This is a genomic window from Paraburkholderia sp. GAS38, from assembly GCF_050434965.1.
Taxonomy (GTDB): Bacteria; Pseudomonadota; Gammaproteobacteria; order Burkholderiales; family Burkholderiaceae; genus Paraburkholderia; species Paraburkholderia phenazinium_A.
Window position 1 is genome coordinate 37,837 of sequence record NZ_JBNDJO010000002.1, and the last position, 13,906, is coordinate 51,742.

Sequence of the window (13,906 nt, forward strand, 5' to 3'; positions counted from 1 at the left end):
AGCTGCGCCGATCCTGCGGACCGGCGTCGCGCCCTAACGCGCCATCACCCCGGCGTATGGCCGACCATGTCGTGCGGCCGCACCCACTCGTCGAACTGCTGCTCGGTGACATAACCGAGCGCGAGCGCCGCTGCCTTCAGCGTGGTGCCTTCCTTATGGGCCTGCTTGGCGATCTTGGCGGCCTTGTCGTAGCCGATGTGCGGATTGAGCGCGGTGACCAGCATCAGCGACTCGTTGAGCAAGGTGTCGATGCGCTCGCGATTCGGCTCGATGCCCACCGCGCAGTTGTCGTTAAAGCTGTGCGCGCCGTCCGCGATCAGGCGGATCGATTGCAGCACGTTGTGCGCAATCATCGGACGGAATACGTTCAACTCGAAGTTGCCGCTCGCGCCGCCCATATTCACTGCGACGTCGTTGCCGAACACCTGGCAGCACAGCATGGTCATCGCTTCGGACTGGGTCGGATTGACCTTGCCCGGCATGATCGAGCTGCCCGGCTCGTTCTCCGGAATCGACAGCTCGCCGAGACCGCAACGCGGACCGCTCGCGAGCCAGCGCACGTCGTTGGCGATCTTCATCAGGCTGGCGGCCACGGTCTTGAGCGCGCCGTGCGCGAACACCAGCGCGTCGGCGGCGGCCATCACTTCGAACTTGTTGGGCGCCGACACGAACGGCACGCCGGTGAGCTTGCCGATCGCCGCCGCGACCTTGTCGGCGAACTGCGGATGCGCGTTCAGACCGGTGCCGACCGCGGTGCCGCCCTGCGCCAGTTCGTACAGATGCGGCAGCGCCGCTTCGACGTGGCGAATGCCGTGGTCGAGTTGCGCGACATAGCCGGAGAATTCCTGGCCGAGCGTGAGCGGCGTCGCATCCTGCAAGTGCGTGCGGCCGATCTTGACGATCCCGGCAAACGCCTTCGCCTTGCTGTCTAGCGTCGCGCGCAGCGTCTTCAGCGCCGGCACCAGATGCTTGACGATGCCCACTGCCGCCGCCACGTGCATGGCGGTCGGAAACACGTCGTTGGACGACTGGCCGCGGTTCACGTCGTCATTCGGATGCACCTTGCGCGCTTCGCCGCGCTCGCCGCCCAGCAGCTCGCTCGCACGGTTGGCAATCACCTCGTTGAGGTTCATGTTGGTCTGCGTGCCGGAGCCGGTTTGCCATACCGCCAGCGGAAATTCGCCGGCATGCTTGCCTTCGATGATCTCGTCGGCGGCCTGCATGATCGCGCGGGCCTTGCTCTCCTCGAGTACGCCGAGACCCTGATTGACTTCGGCCGCCGCGCGCTTGATCACGGCCAGCGCCGTGATCAGTTCGGGCGACTGCTTCTCCGTCGAGATTTTGAAATTCTGCAGCGAGCGCTGGGTTTGTGCGCCCCACAGGCGAGCGTTCGGCACGGCAATCTCGCCGAACGTGTCGCGCTCCAATCGTACGTCTTCGGTCATGGTTCAACTCCGCTTTTGCTGAATAACTGCGCTGAATAATGCATGGTTTGGGTAGCCTGCGCGCCGCTGCCGCATGGCACACATCAAAGCTGTCCCTGGACTGGCAATAGCAAGAATAGACCCGTCAGCAGATTCCGGTACAAACCTGCCTGCGGGTCGAAGTTATAGGTGCGCTGCTCGCCGTTCTCGACATCGGTCCATTCGAGTTGCGACTGCGGCGCTCCAATGTAGCGGAGTCCGGCGAGTTGTGCCGGCGTCGCCAGCGTGACGTGGTAGCTGACCTCGGGTGCCGTGGCGTGGTCGAACATCGTCGCCACTTGTCCGGCCAGCGCCGGGCTGTGGATCACGAGCGCCAGTTCGGTGTTCAGATTGGCCGAGCGTGGATCGAGATTCATCGAGCCGACGACGAGGATCTTGCGGTCGATCACATAGGTTTTCGCATGCAGGCTCGCGCGCGAACGCGAGCCTTCGACCGATGTACGCGAACTGCTCTGCTCCGGCTTGAACTCGTAGAGCTCGACACCGTTTTGCAACAGCGGCACGCGGTACGGGCTGTAGCCGGCCTGCACGGCGACGGCGTCGGTGGCGGCGAGCGAGTTGGTCAGCACCGCCACCCGCACGCCGCGCTGCGTGAGTTGCGCGAGCGCTTTCACGCCGGCATCGTGCGGCACGAAGTACGGCGACACCACCAGAAACTCCGTCTGCGCGTCCTTCATCAGTTCGACGAGGCGTTGCATCGGCGGACTGACGTAATCGGGCGACGGCTGATCGATCTTGCCGGGCGTATCGGCCTTGAATTCCGCCGGCGCCCAGGTCAGGCCGAGTTCGTCGTTCGCGATCTGCGCAGCGAGCGGCGTTGCGTTCAGCGGTTTCGCGTTATACGGGTCGGCGTTGGTGCGCCAGTGCTGGCGCAGGCTATCGCGCGTGGCGTCCAGCTCCTGCGGCGAGAAGGTCTGATGGTTCAGCGCCTTCAGCGGATAGGCGCCCGAACTGTTCCAGTACTCGTCGAAGCTGGCTGAGACGTCGGCGGTGATCGGGCCGGCGGCCAGCACGTCGAGATCGCGGAACTGCAGCGTCGGGCTTGCGCTGAAGTACTCGTCGCCGAGATTGCGGCCGCCGACGATCGCCAACTGGTTGTCCGCGATCATCGCCTTGTTGTGCATGCGGCGCGTGAACTGGTCGATCTTCGTCAGCAGGTTCGTGGTGCGCTCGAACACGCTGCGATGCGTGCTGCCGTACGGATTGAAGACGCGGATCTCGATGTTGGGATGCGAGTTCAAGCCCGCCATCACGTCGTCGATGTCCTTGAAGTTCAGGTCGTCGACCAGCATGCGCACCCGCACGCCGTGATCGGCCGCATACAGCGCGGCGCCGAGCAGCAGTTTGCCGGTGGTGTCCTCGTTGGCGATGTAGTACTGCATGTCGAGCGTCTTCGTCGCGGCGCGGGCCAGTGCGATACGCATCTGCAGCGCCTCGGTGCCGTTCGAGAGGACGCGAAAACCCGATTCGCCGGGATGGGCCAGTTCGACGGGGGCGAGGGCGGTGCTCAGTGCCGTGGTGGTGGTCACAGGCAGCGCGTGAGTGACCGGACGGTCGAAGGCGGCGGCGGGTGGCCGGCTCGCGCAGGCGGTCAAAAGTGCCGCGACGGTGCACAGCAACAGGCAACGCTTGCCGATGCGCGTCGCGGTTTGCGCTGCCGTGCGCATCGACGGCGTTATGCCTGCAGGACCCTGACGAGATTGCGACGCGATGTTGTTGTTGCTGTCGTACGCCGGCACGCTATTCCTCCGCTTGAGTCGGTGCGCGCACACGGCTTCGAAGCCGGCGCGCACCCGATGCTTCTGGGCGCTGTTGAGGAAAGCATTCTAAGGGGAATTGACCGGACGAGTGGCCCGATCGCGCAGTTGACGTGGATGCAGACGGTGCGCATCCTGTCTCGGCTTGGTGGCTTGCGTGCCGTTCAAGCCATCATGTGTGAGTGAATCTGTTCGTTATGCCAACGAATGACAAAGCATGGGTTGCTTTCGCATAAGAGAGCCTGCGCGCTCCCGGTGCGGCTTGTCATGGAAGGGCGGCAGCGGGAGCCTCGCGAGCTTTGCGAGCCGCCGCCCGTGAACGGCTTTTATCCGCGTTCGACCTCGAAGGCCGAGGCGCCGTCCGGATGCGTGGACCCTTTGGCGGGACGGCCGGCCCAATAGCCCGCCAGCAGCGAACCCGACAGGTTGTGCCACACCGAGAACAGCGCACCCGGCAGCGCGGCGAGCGGCGAGAAATACAGCTTGCCGAGCGTAGCTGCGAGACCGGAATTCTGCATGCCGACTTCGATGGCGAGCGTGCGGCATACGGCTTCGTCGAAGCCGAGCAGCCGGCCGCCCCAATAGCCGCCGAGCAGGCCGATGCCGTTATGCAGCACCACGCCGAGCATCACCACCAGCCCAACCGAGGCAATGCTCTTCTGCGTGCCGCCGACGACCGCCGAGATGATCAGCAGGATCGCAATCATCGACACGAGCGGCAGAACCGGCTCCACTTTGCGCACCAGCTTGCCGAACAGATGATTGATGACGAGGCCCACGACGATCGGCAGGCCGACGATCTCCAGGATGCTAATCAGCATGCCGTGCACGTCGACCACGATCGAGGCGTCGACATAAAGGCGCGTGAGCAGCGGCGTGGCGAACACGCCGACCAGCGTCGACAGCGCGCTGATGGTCACCGACAGCGCGACGTCGCCGCGCGCCAGATAGATCATCACGTTCGAGGCGGTGCCGCTCGCGACGCTGCCCACCAGCACCATCCCGGCGGTCAGGTCCGGCGGCATGTGCAACGCCTTGGCGATGGCCCAGGCGGCGAGCGGCATCACCAGATAGTGCAGCACGATGCCGGCGACGACCGGCGCCGGTCGTGTGAAGACACGCTTGAAATCGGCGAGGGAGAGGGTCACGCCCATCGCCAGCATGATGAGGGTCAGCAGGGTGGTGACGTGCGGCGCGATGGGGCTGAAGGATGCCGGCGAAAAATAGGCGGCCAGCGAAATCAGCACGGCCCACAGCGGAAAGAGACGGGTTACCCGGGCAAGCATGTCAGGAGGTCCTTGATTCTGTTTCAACGAATAATTGGTTTCAATGCGATGGCGGCGCATGCGCGGCCTTGTGGGACGCGCGGGCCTTTCTTCATGCCGCTGGTTTCGGCGCCGCCGGTACGCGGCGCAGGCTGAGGCGGTGAAAACGCAGCGTCATCAGCAGCGCGACGCTCGCGAGGCCGGCGGCGAGACCCCACCACAGGCCGCGTGCGCCGAGTCCAAAGTGAAACGCCAGCGTGTAGCCGGTCGGAAAGCCGATGCCCCAGTAACCGAACGCGGCGGCCAGCATCGGCACGCGCGTGTCCTTCAGGCCGCGCAGGCAACCCGAGCCGACCGTCTGCATGCCGTCGACGATCTGGAAGATGGCAGCGACGCCGAGCAGCGAACTGGCGAGCTTGACCGTGGCCGCGTTGGCGGGGTCGTCCAGATGCAGGTACAGGCCGACGATCCAGTGCGGCGCGAGAATCAGCACGAGCCCCGACAAGGACATGAAGGCGACGCCGAGCGCGATCGCCACGAAGCCGGCATGCCGCGCGGCGAGCGGTTGTCCCGCGCCCGACCAGTAGCCTACTCGCACATTGGCCGCCTGGCCGATTGCGAGCGGCACCATAAAGGCCACCGACGCAACGTTCAGCGCGATCTGGTGGGCGGCGAGCTGCGATTCGCCGAGCAAGCCGACCATCAGGCCGGTGGCCAGGAACAAGGTGGATTCCACGCCATAGGTGATCGCGACCGGCCAGCCGATGCCGAACAGCTCGCCCATCAGGGGCAATCTGGGCCGCGTCGCCGTGACGAAATGACGATAGCGCGGCCGCAGATGCAGCCATGCCATCAGGACGAGCGCCGTCACCCAGACGGTGATGGTGGTGGCGCACGCCGAACCGAGAAAACCGAGGCGTGGCAGACCGTAAGCCCCGTGGATCAGGCCGTAGTTCAGAAAACCGTTCACGAAGACGCCGGCCAGCGAGACCCACAGCAGGCGCTTCGCCGCGCCGATGGCGGGCAGGAACGAGCGCATCAGGCCGATACCGATCAGGCTGCCGAGCGCGCCCCAGCGCAGCACGGCCGTATATTCGCCGACGTTGTGCGCGAGCAGGGCCGGCTCGCCGAACGCCAGCAGGACCGGCGTGGCGAACGACAGCAGCATGAAGGCGGGGATCGACAGCAGCACCGACATCACGAGGCCGGTCCAGTAGATATGCGGCACGCGTTCTTCGGCCCGGGCCCCGCGGGCATGCGACACGCTCACGCTCACCGAGGTCAGCACGCCCTGCAGCAGCGTCACGACCACGAAGAACAGGTTCGCGCCGAGACCGCCGGCGGCGAGCGCGTCAGCGCCGAGCGAGCCGAGCAGGATGGTGTCGGTGACGCCCATGGCCATCTGCGACAGTTGGGCGATGGCGAGCGGGGCGGCGAGGCGGGCGGTGTCGGCGGCGTGACGAGATAAGGTCGGCGGCGGGGCGGCCACCCGGGAGAGGCCGGATTGGGTCATCAAAAGTGCAGGGTTGCGGGGCGATGCCCGCGCCGTTTTCTGTCAAAACAGACAGCTTATTGTGTGGGCGGGCTGTTGTCGATCTGTAAGCACATTTTTGGTGCGGATTTTTGGCGGTGCGGGAGCGCGGCCGTGCTAGCGCTTGCCGCGCCGCTATGCCTCATGCACGGCGATGCGGGTATCGCCCAGCAAAACGACCTGTCCTGCGCGGATTTTGCAGGTTTTACGCAGTTCGACCTGGCCGTCGACCGTCACGGCACCCGACGCAACCATCAATTTCGCGGAGCCGCCACTGTCGGCCAGCCCCGTTATCTTCAGGAGATTGTGCAGTTCGACATAGTCGCCGGTCAGGGTGAAATCGAGGTTGGGCATGGCGATTGCGGCTTGGGTAACGGGGTTCGCATCATAAGCCAGAAGCCGGTGCAGTGGCCTGGCCGATGCGGCGTCCGGGGGGAATGAAAGCCCGCGTTGGGTGATTGTTAGAAAATGAAACGTTGCGTAACAGTGTACATTTCTCACGAACTTCACTCGCAAAGGGCGGGTCTGTAGAAAAGCCTGCTGCCTACGTGACGTATGGTCATGTTCGGCGACGGGCGACAGCAGACCGGGCGAGCTGCAGTGCCAGCCTCGCTGTCGACGTCCAGTCTTCATTCGACTGGGGATGGATGCGTCGGCGCCCGAGTCCTGACAACAATTTTAGAGAGGATTGCTATGACCCAGATTCATTCGCTCCTGATCGGTACCGCCCTGACCGCTTTTGCCGCTACCGGCGCGTTTGCGCAGACCAACGCGCAGCCGGACGCCGGCACGGCGGGCCAGCAAATGATGGCGCCGGGCGCCGATACCGCCGCTCCGGCCGCGCAAGGCGTCCAGCCGGTGACGCCGGCGCCGCAGCGCCTTACGGCATCGGGTTCGACCGATCCGCTGGTGCAAAAGCGCGATGCCGACGCGCAGGCCAACGCTGAGTACAGCGCTTCGAAGAAGGCGTCGAAGAGCCAGTTGAAGGAGCAGCAAGCGGCCGCCAAGGCGAAGTACAAGGAACAGGTCAAGGACGCCAAGCTCAACAAGAAGGCCGACAAGCAGACCGCCAACAACGAGATGAAGATGAACATGCAAGGCCAGACGCCGGGCCAGGACGATGCTTCGGACATCAAGCACTAAGCATGACGCATGGGGCGGCGAGTTCGTCTGGCCGTCCCGGCCGGTCTGGTTCGCGGCCAGCCGCTTCACCTCAGTTTCGTTCACTTCAGGCCATCAGGGAGGTCACGCATGAACAAGCCCAGCATGAACCGGATTTACGCGGCGCTGATCGCCGGTTGCCTGTCCTCGGTCGCCCTGGCGCAGACGACGGACCCGTCGGCGGCGCCCACGCACGCGGACAAGAAGGCCGCCAAGGCACAGGCCAAGGCGAACAAGAAGTCTGACGTCGCCCAGGCGAAGGCCGACAAGTCCAAGACGGAAGCGCAGACTGACGCCGATAAGGCTGCCGCCGACGCCAAGGAAAAGGACGCGAAGAAGGAATAGGTTTCCTTTCGTGAGTGCCCAACAGCGGCCCGGTGCGCATCAGCGCCCGGGCCGTTTGCTTTTGACGAGGCTTCATCGAAAAAAGGGCGCTTGTCGGCGCCGGTTGTATGGATATACAGTATGCGGCGCCGACCTTCTCCTGCGACCCTTACCTCCCGATCCCGACCACCGTGCTCTCCGTTGCCGACTCCGCGCCGTCCGATACCGCCGCCTGGCTGGCGAAGCTCAACGACGCGCAGCGCGAAGCCGTCGAATACGGCGCCGAAAATCCCACGCAGCCGTCGGGCGCCTTGCTCGTGATCGCCGGTGCGGGTTCGGGCAAGACCAATACGTTGGCGCATCGCGTGGCGCATCTGGTGGTCAAGGGTGTCGATCCGCGGCGCATTCTGCTGCTGACGTTCTCGCGCCGGGCCGCGCTCGAAATGACCCGGCGGGTCACGCGCATCGCCGGCGAGGCGCTGGGCGCGCGGGCGGCGGTGGCGCAGGGCCTGACGTGGTCGGGCACGTTTCACGGCATCGGCGCGCGCTTGTTGCGCGAATATGCCGATCTGATCGGCCTCGCCCCCACCTTCACGATCAACGACCGTGAGGACTCCGCCGACCTGATGAACCTGGTGCGGCACGAACTCGGGCTGTCGGCCAAGGAGCGGCGCTTTCCGGCGAAGGGCACCTGCTTTGCGATCTACTCGCGCGTCGTCAATACCGGTGCGGCGCTCGCGGACGTGCTGGCGAGCGCGTTTCCGTGGTGTCGCGAATGGGAGGCGGATCTGCGGATGCTGTTTGCCGCCTACGTCGAGGCCAAGCAGAAACAGAGCGTGCTCGACTACGACGACCTGCTGCTTTACTGGTCCCTGATGGCCGGGCAGCCCACGATTGCCGCGGATCTGACGGGCCGCTTCGATCACGTGCTGGTCGACGAGTATCAGGACACCAACCGCCTGCAGGCGTCCATCCTGCTTGCCTTGAAGCCGGACGGGCGCGGTCTGACCGTGGTGGGCGACGACGCCCAGTCGATTTACTCGTTTCGCGGTGCGACGGTGCGCAACATCCTCGATTTCCCGGGCCACTTCAATCCGCCCGCGAAACAGGTCACGCTCGAGCGTAACTATCGCTCCACGCAGCCCATTCTGGCCGCGTCGAACGCGGTAATCGGGCTCGCTACCGAACGCTTCACAAAAAACCTCTGGACCGACAAGGCGTCTGCTCAACGCCCGCGTCTTGTGAGCGTGGCGGATGAAGCCGATCAGGCGCGCTACGTGGTCGAGCAGATACTTGAAGCGCGCGAAGCCGGCATGAAGCTGAAAGCGCAGGCGGTGCTGTTTCGCGCCGCGCATCATAGCGCCGCGCTGGAGGTCGAACTGACCCGGCGCAACATCCCGTTCGTGAAGTTCGGCGGCCTCAAGTTTCTCGATTCCGTGCACGTGAAAGATGTGCTGGCAGTGCTGCGCTGGGCGGAGAATCCGCGTGATCGCGTCGCCGGGTTTCGGGTCATGCAGCTTCTGCCTGGCGTCGGGCCGGCCACGGCCGCACGGCTGCTCGATGCCGTGGCGGCGCGTGGCGTGGCGGGCGGCGATACCGCCAACGCGCTCGCCGCCTTCGTCCCGCCGCCGCGCGCGCTCGAAGACTGGCCGCCCTTTGTCGCGCTGATGTCGAGCGTGTGCAGTCGAAGCTCGTCGTGGCCGGCCGAGTTCGAGTTGATCCGCCGCTGGTACGAGCCGCACCTCGAACGCAATCACGAAGACGCTGCCATGCGTCACGCGGACCTGCTGCAAATGGAGAGCATCGCCGCCACCTACGCATCGCGCGAGCGCTTCCTCACGGAGCTGACGCTCGATCCGCCCGATGCTACCAGCGGCGAATCCGGCGTGCCCCTGCTCGACGAGGACTACCTGATCCTCTCGACGATTCACTCGGCGAAAGGGCAGGAATGGCGCAATGTGTTTGTGCTGAACGGCGTCGACGGTTGCATTCCGTCGGATCTCGGCACCGGCAGCGATGCGGAAATCGACGAGGAGCGTCGCCTGCTATATGTGGCGATGACGCGCGCCAAGGAGGATCTCCATATCGTCGTGCCGCAGCGCTTCTATGTGCATAACCAGACGCATCTGGGCGACCGCCACGTTTGGGCGTCGCGCACGCGCTTTATCCCGGCGCATCTGATGCCGTTGTTCGACGCCTACGCCTGGCCGCGCGTGGTCGAGCCCGCCGCGCCGAGCGCAGCGGGACTTGCCGCGGCGGCGCAGGCGAAGCTCGACATTGCGGCGAAGCTCAAGAGCATGTGGGACTGAGCGCGGTGCGGCGGCCGTGCAGCACCACGCACCTCGTAGGACCGCGGCTAGCCCGCAACGCGTTTAACGTGTCTGCCGCGGCTGTTGCTGCTGCCGTGGCTGCGCCGGCCGCGGAGGCGGCGTAAAGAAAGCGCGTAGCCACGCCGCGAGCCGCGAGAACACATCGTAGGGTTCTTCGACGAAGATTTCCGGCTTCAGCAGACGCAGGTATTCCATGATCTGCTGCGCTTCCTGTTTCTGGAACGAGCCGTGCGAGATGCCGAGGCGCAACAGGCCGCGCAGTTCGCCGAGCTTTTCGCGCGCGGTGCTGCCGATGCTCGTCTCGCAGGCCACCTTGGCTTCGTACACCCGCTGCCGCAGCGACTCGACGAGCCGCCAGGCGGGCGTCTGCATGGCTTCTTCCAGCGCCTGGATGTCCTGCGCGGCGCCCTTGATCTGCGCGGCGAGCGGATCGACCAGCGAGGCATCGCCTTCCGACTCCTTGACGATCGCCGCGGCCCAGTCGTGGCACTGCTTGGCCAGTTCCTCAGGGGTCCATTCCGAGCGCGACGCAAAGCCGAAGCCGAACTCGGAGGCCTGCTGCATCAAAATCGCCACGACGTCCGGAAATTCCTTGTCCAGCGTGCGTTTGGCCCACGCGTACTGGCCGCCCTGCAACATCCGCTTCACCGCGTGTTCGGTGAGCGGCACCATGTTGTCGAGCAGCTTGGCGCGCAGAAAGTCCTCAAACGACGGCGTCGCGAACTGCGGGTCGAGCTTCAGCGAGACGCGCAAAAAAGCGTCGAAGTCCTTGCGCAAGGTGGCGAGGGTTTCGTCTTTGAGTGAAAGGGTGATCTGACCCATGTCTTATCCCGTTTGGTCCTCCCGCGTGGCATCGCAAAAGTGCCGCCATCTGCGAACTGCCCCCGTGAGAGGGCGACGTCGATGCTCGACGCGGTTGATCCTGCTTTGTTGCCGCGTAACCAGCGGGGATACCTTCCCGACGAGCGGACCTCGACTGCATAACGGCGGACCAGGGTAAAACTTGAGGGTACGATGCGCTTCCGGAACCGGGAGTCGCGTCGATTGCGGCGCTGCACAAGGCGCGCGGCGCAATCAGATGGCCAACTCTATTTGAGCACGACGCCCTGCCAGACGAAAAATACGGCGAGTCCGACGGCAATCGTCAGCAGCGGCCGGCGGGTCAGCGCACTGACCGCCACGGCGGCAAGCGCCCCAATCAACTGCGGATTGCGCCAGGTCAGCTCGGCGCCGCCGCCGTGCGGCGAGACGGCCATCGGCACGATGATGGCGGTCAGCACCGTCACCGGCACGAAGCCGAGGGCGGTGCGCACCAGCGGCGGGAATACCAGCCGGTCGCCGAGCACGAACACGGCCGCGCGGATCGTCCAGGTGATCAGCGCCATGCCGAGAATCAGAACGACGTAGTTCATTGCGCCACCTCCGCCGTGCGCCGTTGGCTGCCGGGGCGCGACAGCAGGACGCCGACCACGACCCCCGCGAACACCGCACCAAGCAGGCCCAGCTTGTACGGCCAGGCCTGCCAGAAGAAAGCCAGCGCGCCCGAGGTGGCCGCGGCGGCGAGGTACCGCAGCGCGACCAGTTGCGGCACGACGATCGCGATAAAGGTGGCGACCATGGCGAAATCGAGCCCGAGCGACTGCAGACCGGGGAACGCCGCGCCGAACAGCAGGCCGGCGAGCGTCCAGATCTGCCAGTTGAGATACATGGCGAGGCCCGCGCCGAGGAAGTAGTACGGACTCACCGAGCCGGGCGGATGGTGCCGGTAGTGCGACCAGGCGACGGCGAAGACTTCGTCGGTGAGCACGCCGCCGAGCGCGAGCCGCCAGCGCAGCGGCAGATGCGAGACGTAGGGGGCGAGCGTGGCGCTGTACAGCACGTGGCGCAGGTTGACGACGAGGGTGGTGGCCAGCACCACGGCGAAACTCGCGTGGCCGGCTATCAGGCCCAGCGCAATGAACTGGGCCGAGCCGGCGAAGACGACGAGCGACATCAATTGGCCGTGCCACAGGTGCAGCGGGCCGGACGTGACGAGCGTGCCGAAGATCACGCCGAACGGCGCCGCGCCGACCATCATGGGGATGATGTCGCGGGCGCCGGCGGTGAGTTCGGCGAGTCGGGTCGAGTGGTTGGGGTGGGTCAATCTTGTCTCCTTGGTCCGCCGAGCATAGCTGCGGCGGGGTGGGAGCGCTTGTACGTTCTTGCGGTGGGGGGGCTGTGTCGGCGCGCCTGCGCTCAGGCGGCCTGCCAGCGCCCCGGCGGTACCCCGAACATGCGCCGGAAATGCCGCGTGAAGTGGCTTTGGTCTGTGAAACCGCTGGCCGCAGCCACCTCGGTGACCGACACGCCCGCACGCAATGGCGCCAGCGCCCGTTGCAGCCGGACCTGGTTGCGCCACGCATGCGGCGGCAGACCGGTGCTCTCGGCAAAGAGGCGCGCGGCGTGGAACGGCGACAGGCCCACGGCGCCCGCGAGCTCGGCTAGCTGCAGCGGGGTGGTGAGGTCGCCGGTCAGACGCTCTTTCATGGTGGCCACGCGCGCGTCGTCCGAGGCGAGCCGCGCCGGCCTGCTCTGGCTGCCCGAATAGCGGACGAGCAGTGTCGACAGGGCGTCGAGCATCGCGGCTTCAGCCACGAGCGGATCGGCTTGCGCTTCGAGCAGACGGTGAGCGCGGGCGAGGCGCTGGGCGAGCCCCGGATCGCGGATCACGCCGGGTTCGAACCATGGCAAATCCTGCTGCTGGCCGGCGACGTCTGAGGCGAGTTGCTGGAGGAAGTCCACCGGCGCATACAGCACGCGATAGCGCCAGCCTGCCTCGATCGCCCGCGCGCCCGTATGCAGTTCACCCGGATTGATGATGGGCACGCTACCCGCTTCGGCGACGTAGTCCGTGCCCAGATACCGGTAGCCCTCCGCGCCGGCCACGATCACCGGGATGGTGTACGCGTCATGCCAATGCGGCGAAAACTCGTGATCGTGATATTCGGCTGTGAGCAGATCCGCGCCGGGCAAAAGCGGCGTGCGCCAGTAGCGGGCGGAATCGCGGAAACGGGTGACGGTCATGATGAAAGTCCAGCTCGGTCTGCCAGTTTAGCGCGGGCGGACCGATACCGGCCTGGCCGCTTTCACTTAAGCGGAATGGTCGTGCCGGCGGGCATCGGCACGGCTGTCACGCTGTTTTTTGCGCTGCCGCTCGCGACCCGGTCGCTATAGGTCAGATACACCAGCGTGTTGCGCTTCGCGTCGACCACGCGCACGACGTGCAGGGTCTTGAAGATCAGCGACATGCTCATGGAAAACACATCGGCTTGCTGTTTGAGCGGTCCGGTGAATTTGATCGCACCGACTTGCCGGCAGGCAATCGACGCCTCCGTGGGATCTTCCGCGATACCCAGCGTACCTTTGATGCCGCCCGTGCGGGCTCGCGAGACATAGCAGGTGACGCCGTTGACGAGCGGATCGTCGTAGGCCTCGACCACCACGCGGTCGGAGCCGGTGAGATGGAAGTTGGTGTTGACGCTGGCCACTTCCTCGCTGTGGGCGAGCGGAGCGAAGAGCGCAGCAGCGGCGAGGGTGACGCACAACAAGGTGGATTTCATCGGGAGACCGGAATGATCGCGCAGGGAAAGTACCATCGTATAACGGCAAGCCTGACGCAGGTGGGTGTGTGAGTGTGTGGGGACCGCCGAAGGGGAGCGCGGAATATAGGACGGCCGAAGCGGCTCGCATCCGTTGCGCACATTGATATGTTGCGTAGCGCCAAAACAAAAAGGCCCGCACGGATGCGGGCCTTCGAATTTTTTGGCTCCTCGACCTGGGCTCGAACCAGGGACCTACGGATTAACAGTCCGGCGCTCTACCGACTGAGCTATCGAGGAACAGCAGTACAACCTTTACATAAAAAAGCCCGTTTTGGTTAACGGGCCTTTTGCAATTCTTGGCTCCCCGACCTGGGCTCGAACCAGGGACCTACGGATTAACAGTCCGGCGCTCTACCAACTGAGCTATCGGGGAACAGCAAAAGCAGAGAACGAAATTGTAGGGGGTGCTCCAG

13 protein-coding genes and 2 tRNA genes are annotated in these 13,906 nt (G+C 65.2%); 3 read left to right on the plus strand and 12 right to left on the minus strand.

The window, feature by feature from the left end:
• Nucleotides 1-44: 44 nt before the first annotated feature.
• The 5 genes from fumC to P3T42_RS04310 all read right to left on the minus strand — a co-directional run bounded on the left by fumC (nt 45) and on the right by P3T42_RS04310 (nt 6,391).
• Nucleotides 45-1,445, minus strand: a complete 1,401-nt coding sequence (gene fumC / locus P3T42_RS04290; RefSeq protein WP_074300351.1) for a class II fumarate hydratase — start codon at nt 1,443-1,445, stop codon at nt 45-47.
• A gap of 83 nt (nt 1,446-1,528) precedes the next feature.
• Nucleotides 1,529-3,151 carry a phospholipase D family protein gene (locus tag P3T42_RS04295; protein ID WP_429305611.1) on the minus strand — a complete coding sequence of 541 codons (1,623 nt, stop codon included), beginning with the start codon at nt 3,149-3,151 and terminating at the stop codon, nt 1,529-1,531.
• A gap of 416 nt (nt 3,152-3,567) precedes the next feature.
• Nucleotides 3,568-4,527, minus strand: a complete 960-nt coding sequence (panS, locus tag P3T42_RS04300; RefSeq protein ID WP_074301716.1) for a ketopantoate/pantoate/pantothenate transporter PanS — start codon at nt 4,525-4,527, stop codon at nt 3,568-3,570.
• A gap of 91 nt (nt 4,528-4,618) precedes the next feature.
• A complete protein-coding gene (locus tag P3T42_RS04305) occupies nt 4,619-6,019 on the minus strand; it encodes an MATE family efflux transporter (protein ID WP_074300350.1) in 1,401 nt (466 codons plus the stop codon).
• Nucleotides 6,020-6,172: 153 nt separating this feature from the next.
• Entirely contained in the window at nt 6,173-6,391 is a 219-nt protein-coding gene (locus P3T42_RS04310; RefSeq protein ID WP_074265967.1) for an RNA-binding S4 domain-containing protein, read from the minus strand.
• A gap of 339 nt (nt 6,392-6,730) precedes the next feature.
• Here P3T42_RS04310 and P3T42_RS04315 point away from each other — a divergent pair, with 339 nt between their 5' ends.
• From P3T42_RS04315 to P3T42_RS04325, 3 genes are all read left to right on the plus strand, one after another.
• The gene (locus tag P3T42_RS04315) at nt 6,731-7,180 is read left to right on the plus strand and encodes a hypothetical protein (protein ID WP_429305272.1); all 450 of its coding nucleotides are present in this window, start codon (nt 6,731-6,733) and stop codon (nt 7,178-7,180) included.
• A 108-nt stretch (nt 7,181-7,288) separates the two neighbouring features.
• Nucleotides 7,289-7,543 (plus strand): hypothetical protein, encoded by a 255-nt coding sequence (locus P3T42_RS04320; RefSeq protein WP_429305273.1) that lies wholly within the window; start codon nt 7,289-7,291, stop codon nt 7,541-7,543.
• Between the two features lie 107 nt (nt 7,544-7,650).
• Nucleotides 7,651-9,831: an ATP-dependent helicase gene (locus tag P3T42_RS04325; RefSeq protein ID WP_429305274.1), complete on the plus strand. Its 2,181-nt coding sequence runs from the start codon at nt 7,651-7,653 to the stop codon at nt 9,829-9,831.
• Nucleotides 9,832-9,894: 63 nt separating this feature from the next.
• Here the strand turns inward: P3T42_RS04325 and P3T42_RS04330 are convergent, their stop codons facing one another.
• The 7 genes from P3T42_RS04330 to P3T42_RS04360 form a co-directional block, all read right to left on the minus strand.
• Nucleotides 9,895-10,674 carry a DUF4088 family protein gene (locus tag P3T42_RS04330; protein WP_074300346.1) on the minus strand — a complete coding sequence of 260 codons (780 nt, stop codon included), beginning with the start codon at nt 10,672-10,674 and terminating at the stop codon, nt 9,895-9,897.
• A 266-nt stretch (nt 10,675-10,940) separates the two neighbouring features.
• Entirely contained in the window at nt 10,941-11,264 is a 324-nt protein-coding gene (locus P3T42_RS04335; protein ID WP_074300345.1) for an AzlD domain-containing protein, read from the minus strand.
• Complete coding sequence (locus tag P3T42_RS04340; RefSeq protein WP_171991755.1) at nt 11,261-11,929, minus strand: AzlC family ABC transporter permease; 669 nt, start codon at nt 11,927-11,929, stop codon at nt 11,261-11,263. Before P3T42_RS04340 ends, P3T42_RS04335 begins: the two co-directional genes overlap by 4 nt.
• A 158-nt stretch (nt 11,930-12,087) precedes the next feature.
• Nucleotides 12,088-12,915, minus strand: coding sequence for an AraC family transcriptional regulator (locus P3T42_RS04345; RefSeq protein ID WP_429305275.1), 828 nt, complete (start codon nt 12,913-12,915; stop codon nt 12,088-12,090).
• 62 nt (nt 12,916-12,977) lie between these two features.
• The gene (locus P3T42_RS04350; protein WP_429305276.1) at nt 12,978-13,451 is read right to left on the minus strand and encodes a CreA family protein; all 474 of its coding nucleotides are present in this window, start codon (nt 13,449-13,451) and stop codon (nt 12,978-12,980) included.
• A gap of 203 nt (nt 13,452-13,654) precedes the next feature.
• A tRNA-Asn gene (locus P3T42_RS04355) sits at nt 13,655-13,730 on the minus strand.
• Nucleotides 13,731-13,790: 60 nt separating this feature from the next.
• A tRNA-Asn gene (locus P3T42_RS04360) sits at nt 13,791-13,866 on the minus strand.
• Nucleotides 13,867-13,906: the final 40 nt, after the last annotated feature.

Bases quoted from the DNA above. Each gene is read 5' to 3' on its own strand.
- fumC (WP_074300351.1), bottom strand. From the start codon at position 1,445: ATGACCGAAGACGTACGATTGGAGCGCGACACGTTCGGCGAGATTGCC.
- P3T42_RS04295 (WP_429305611.1), bottom strand. From the start codon at position 3,151: ATGCGCACGGCAGCGCAAACCGCGACGCGCATCGGCAAGCGTTGCCTG.
- panS (WP_074301716.1), bottom strand. From the start codon at position 4,527: ATGCTTGCCCGGGTAACCCGTCTCTTTCCGCTGTGGGCCGTGCTGATT.
- P3T42_RS04305 (WP_074300350.1), bottom strand. From the start codon at position 6,019: ATGACCCAATCCGGCCTCTCCCGGGTGGCCGCCCCGCCGCCGACCTTA.
- P3T42_RS04310 (WP_074265967.1), bottom strand. From the start codon at position 6,391: ATGCCCAACCTCGATTTCACCCTGACCGGCGACTATGTCGAACTGCAC.
- P3T42_RS04315 (WP_429305272.1), top strand. From the start codon at position 6,731: ATGACCCAGATTCATTCGCTCCTGATCGGTACCGCCCTGACCGCTTTT.
- P3T42_RS04320 (WP_429305273.1), top strand. From the start codon at position 7,289: ATGAACAAGCCCAGCATGAACCGGATTTACGCGGCGCTGATCGCCGGT.
- P3T42_RS04325 (WP_429305274.1), top strand. From the start codon at position 7,651: ATGGATATACAGTATGCGGCGCCGACCTTCTCCTGCGACCCTTACCTC.
- P3T42_RS04330 (WP_074300346.1), bottom strand. From the start codon at position 10,674: ATGGGTCAGATCACCCTTTCACTCAAAGACGAAACCCTCGCCACCTTG.
- P3T42_RS04335 (WP_074300345.1), bottom strand. From the start codon at position 11,264: ATGAACTACGTCGTTCTGATTCTCGGCATGGCGCTGATCACCTGGACG.
- P3T42_RS04340 (WP_171991755.1), bottom strand. From the start codon at position 11,929: ATGATGGTCGGCGCGGCGCCGTTCGGCGTGATCTTCGGCACGCTCGTC.
- P3T42_RS04345 (WP_429305275.1), bottom strand. From the start codon at position 12,915: ATGACCGTCACCCGTTTCCGCGATTCCGCCCGCTACTGGCGCACGCCG.
- P3T42_RS04350 (WP_429305276.1), bottom strand. From the start codon at position 13,451: ATGAAATCCACCTTGTTGTGCGTCACCCTCGCCGCTGCTGCGCTCTTC.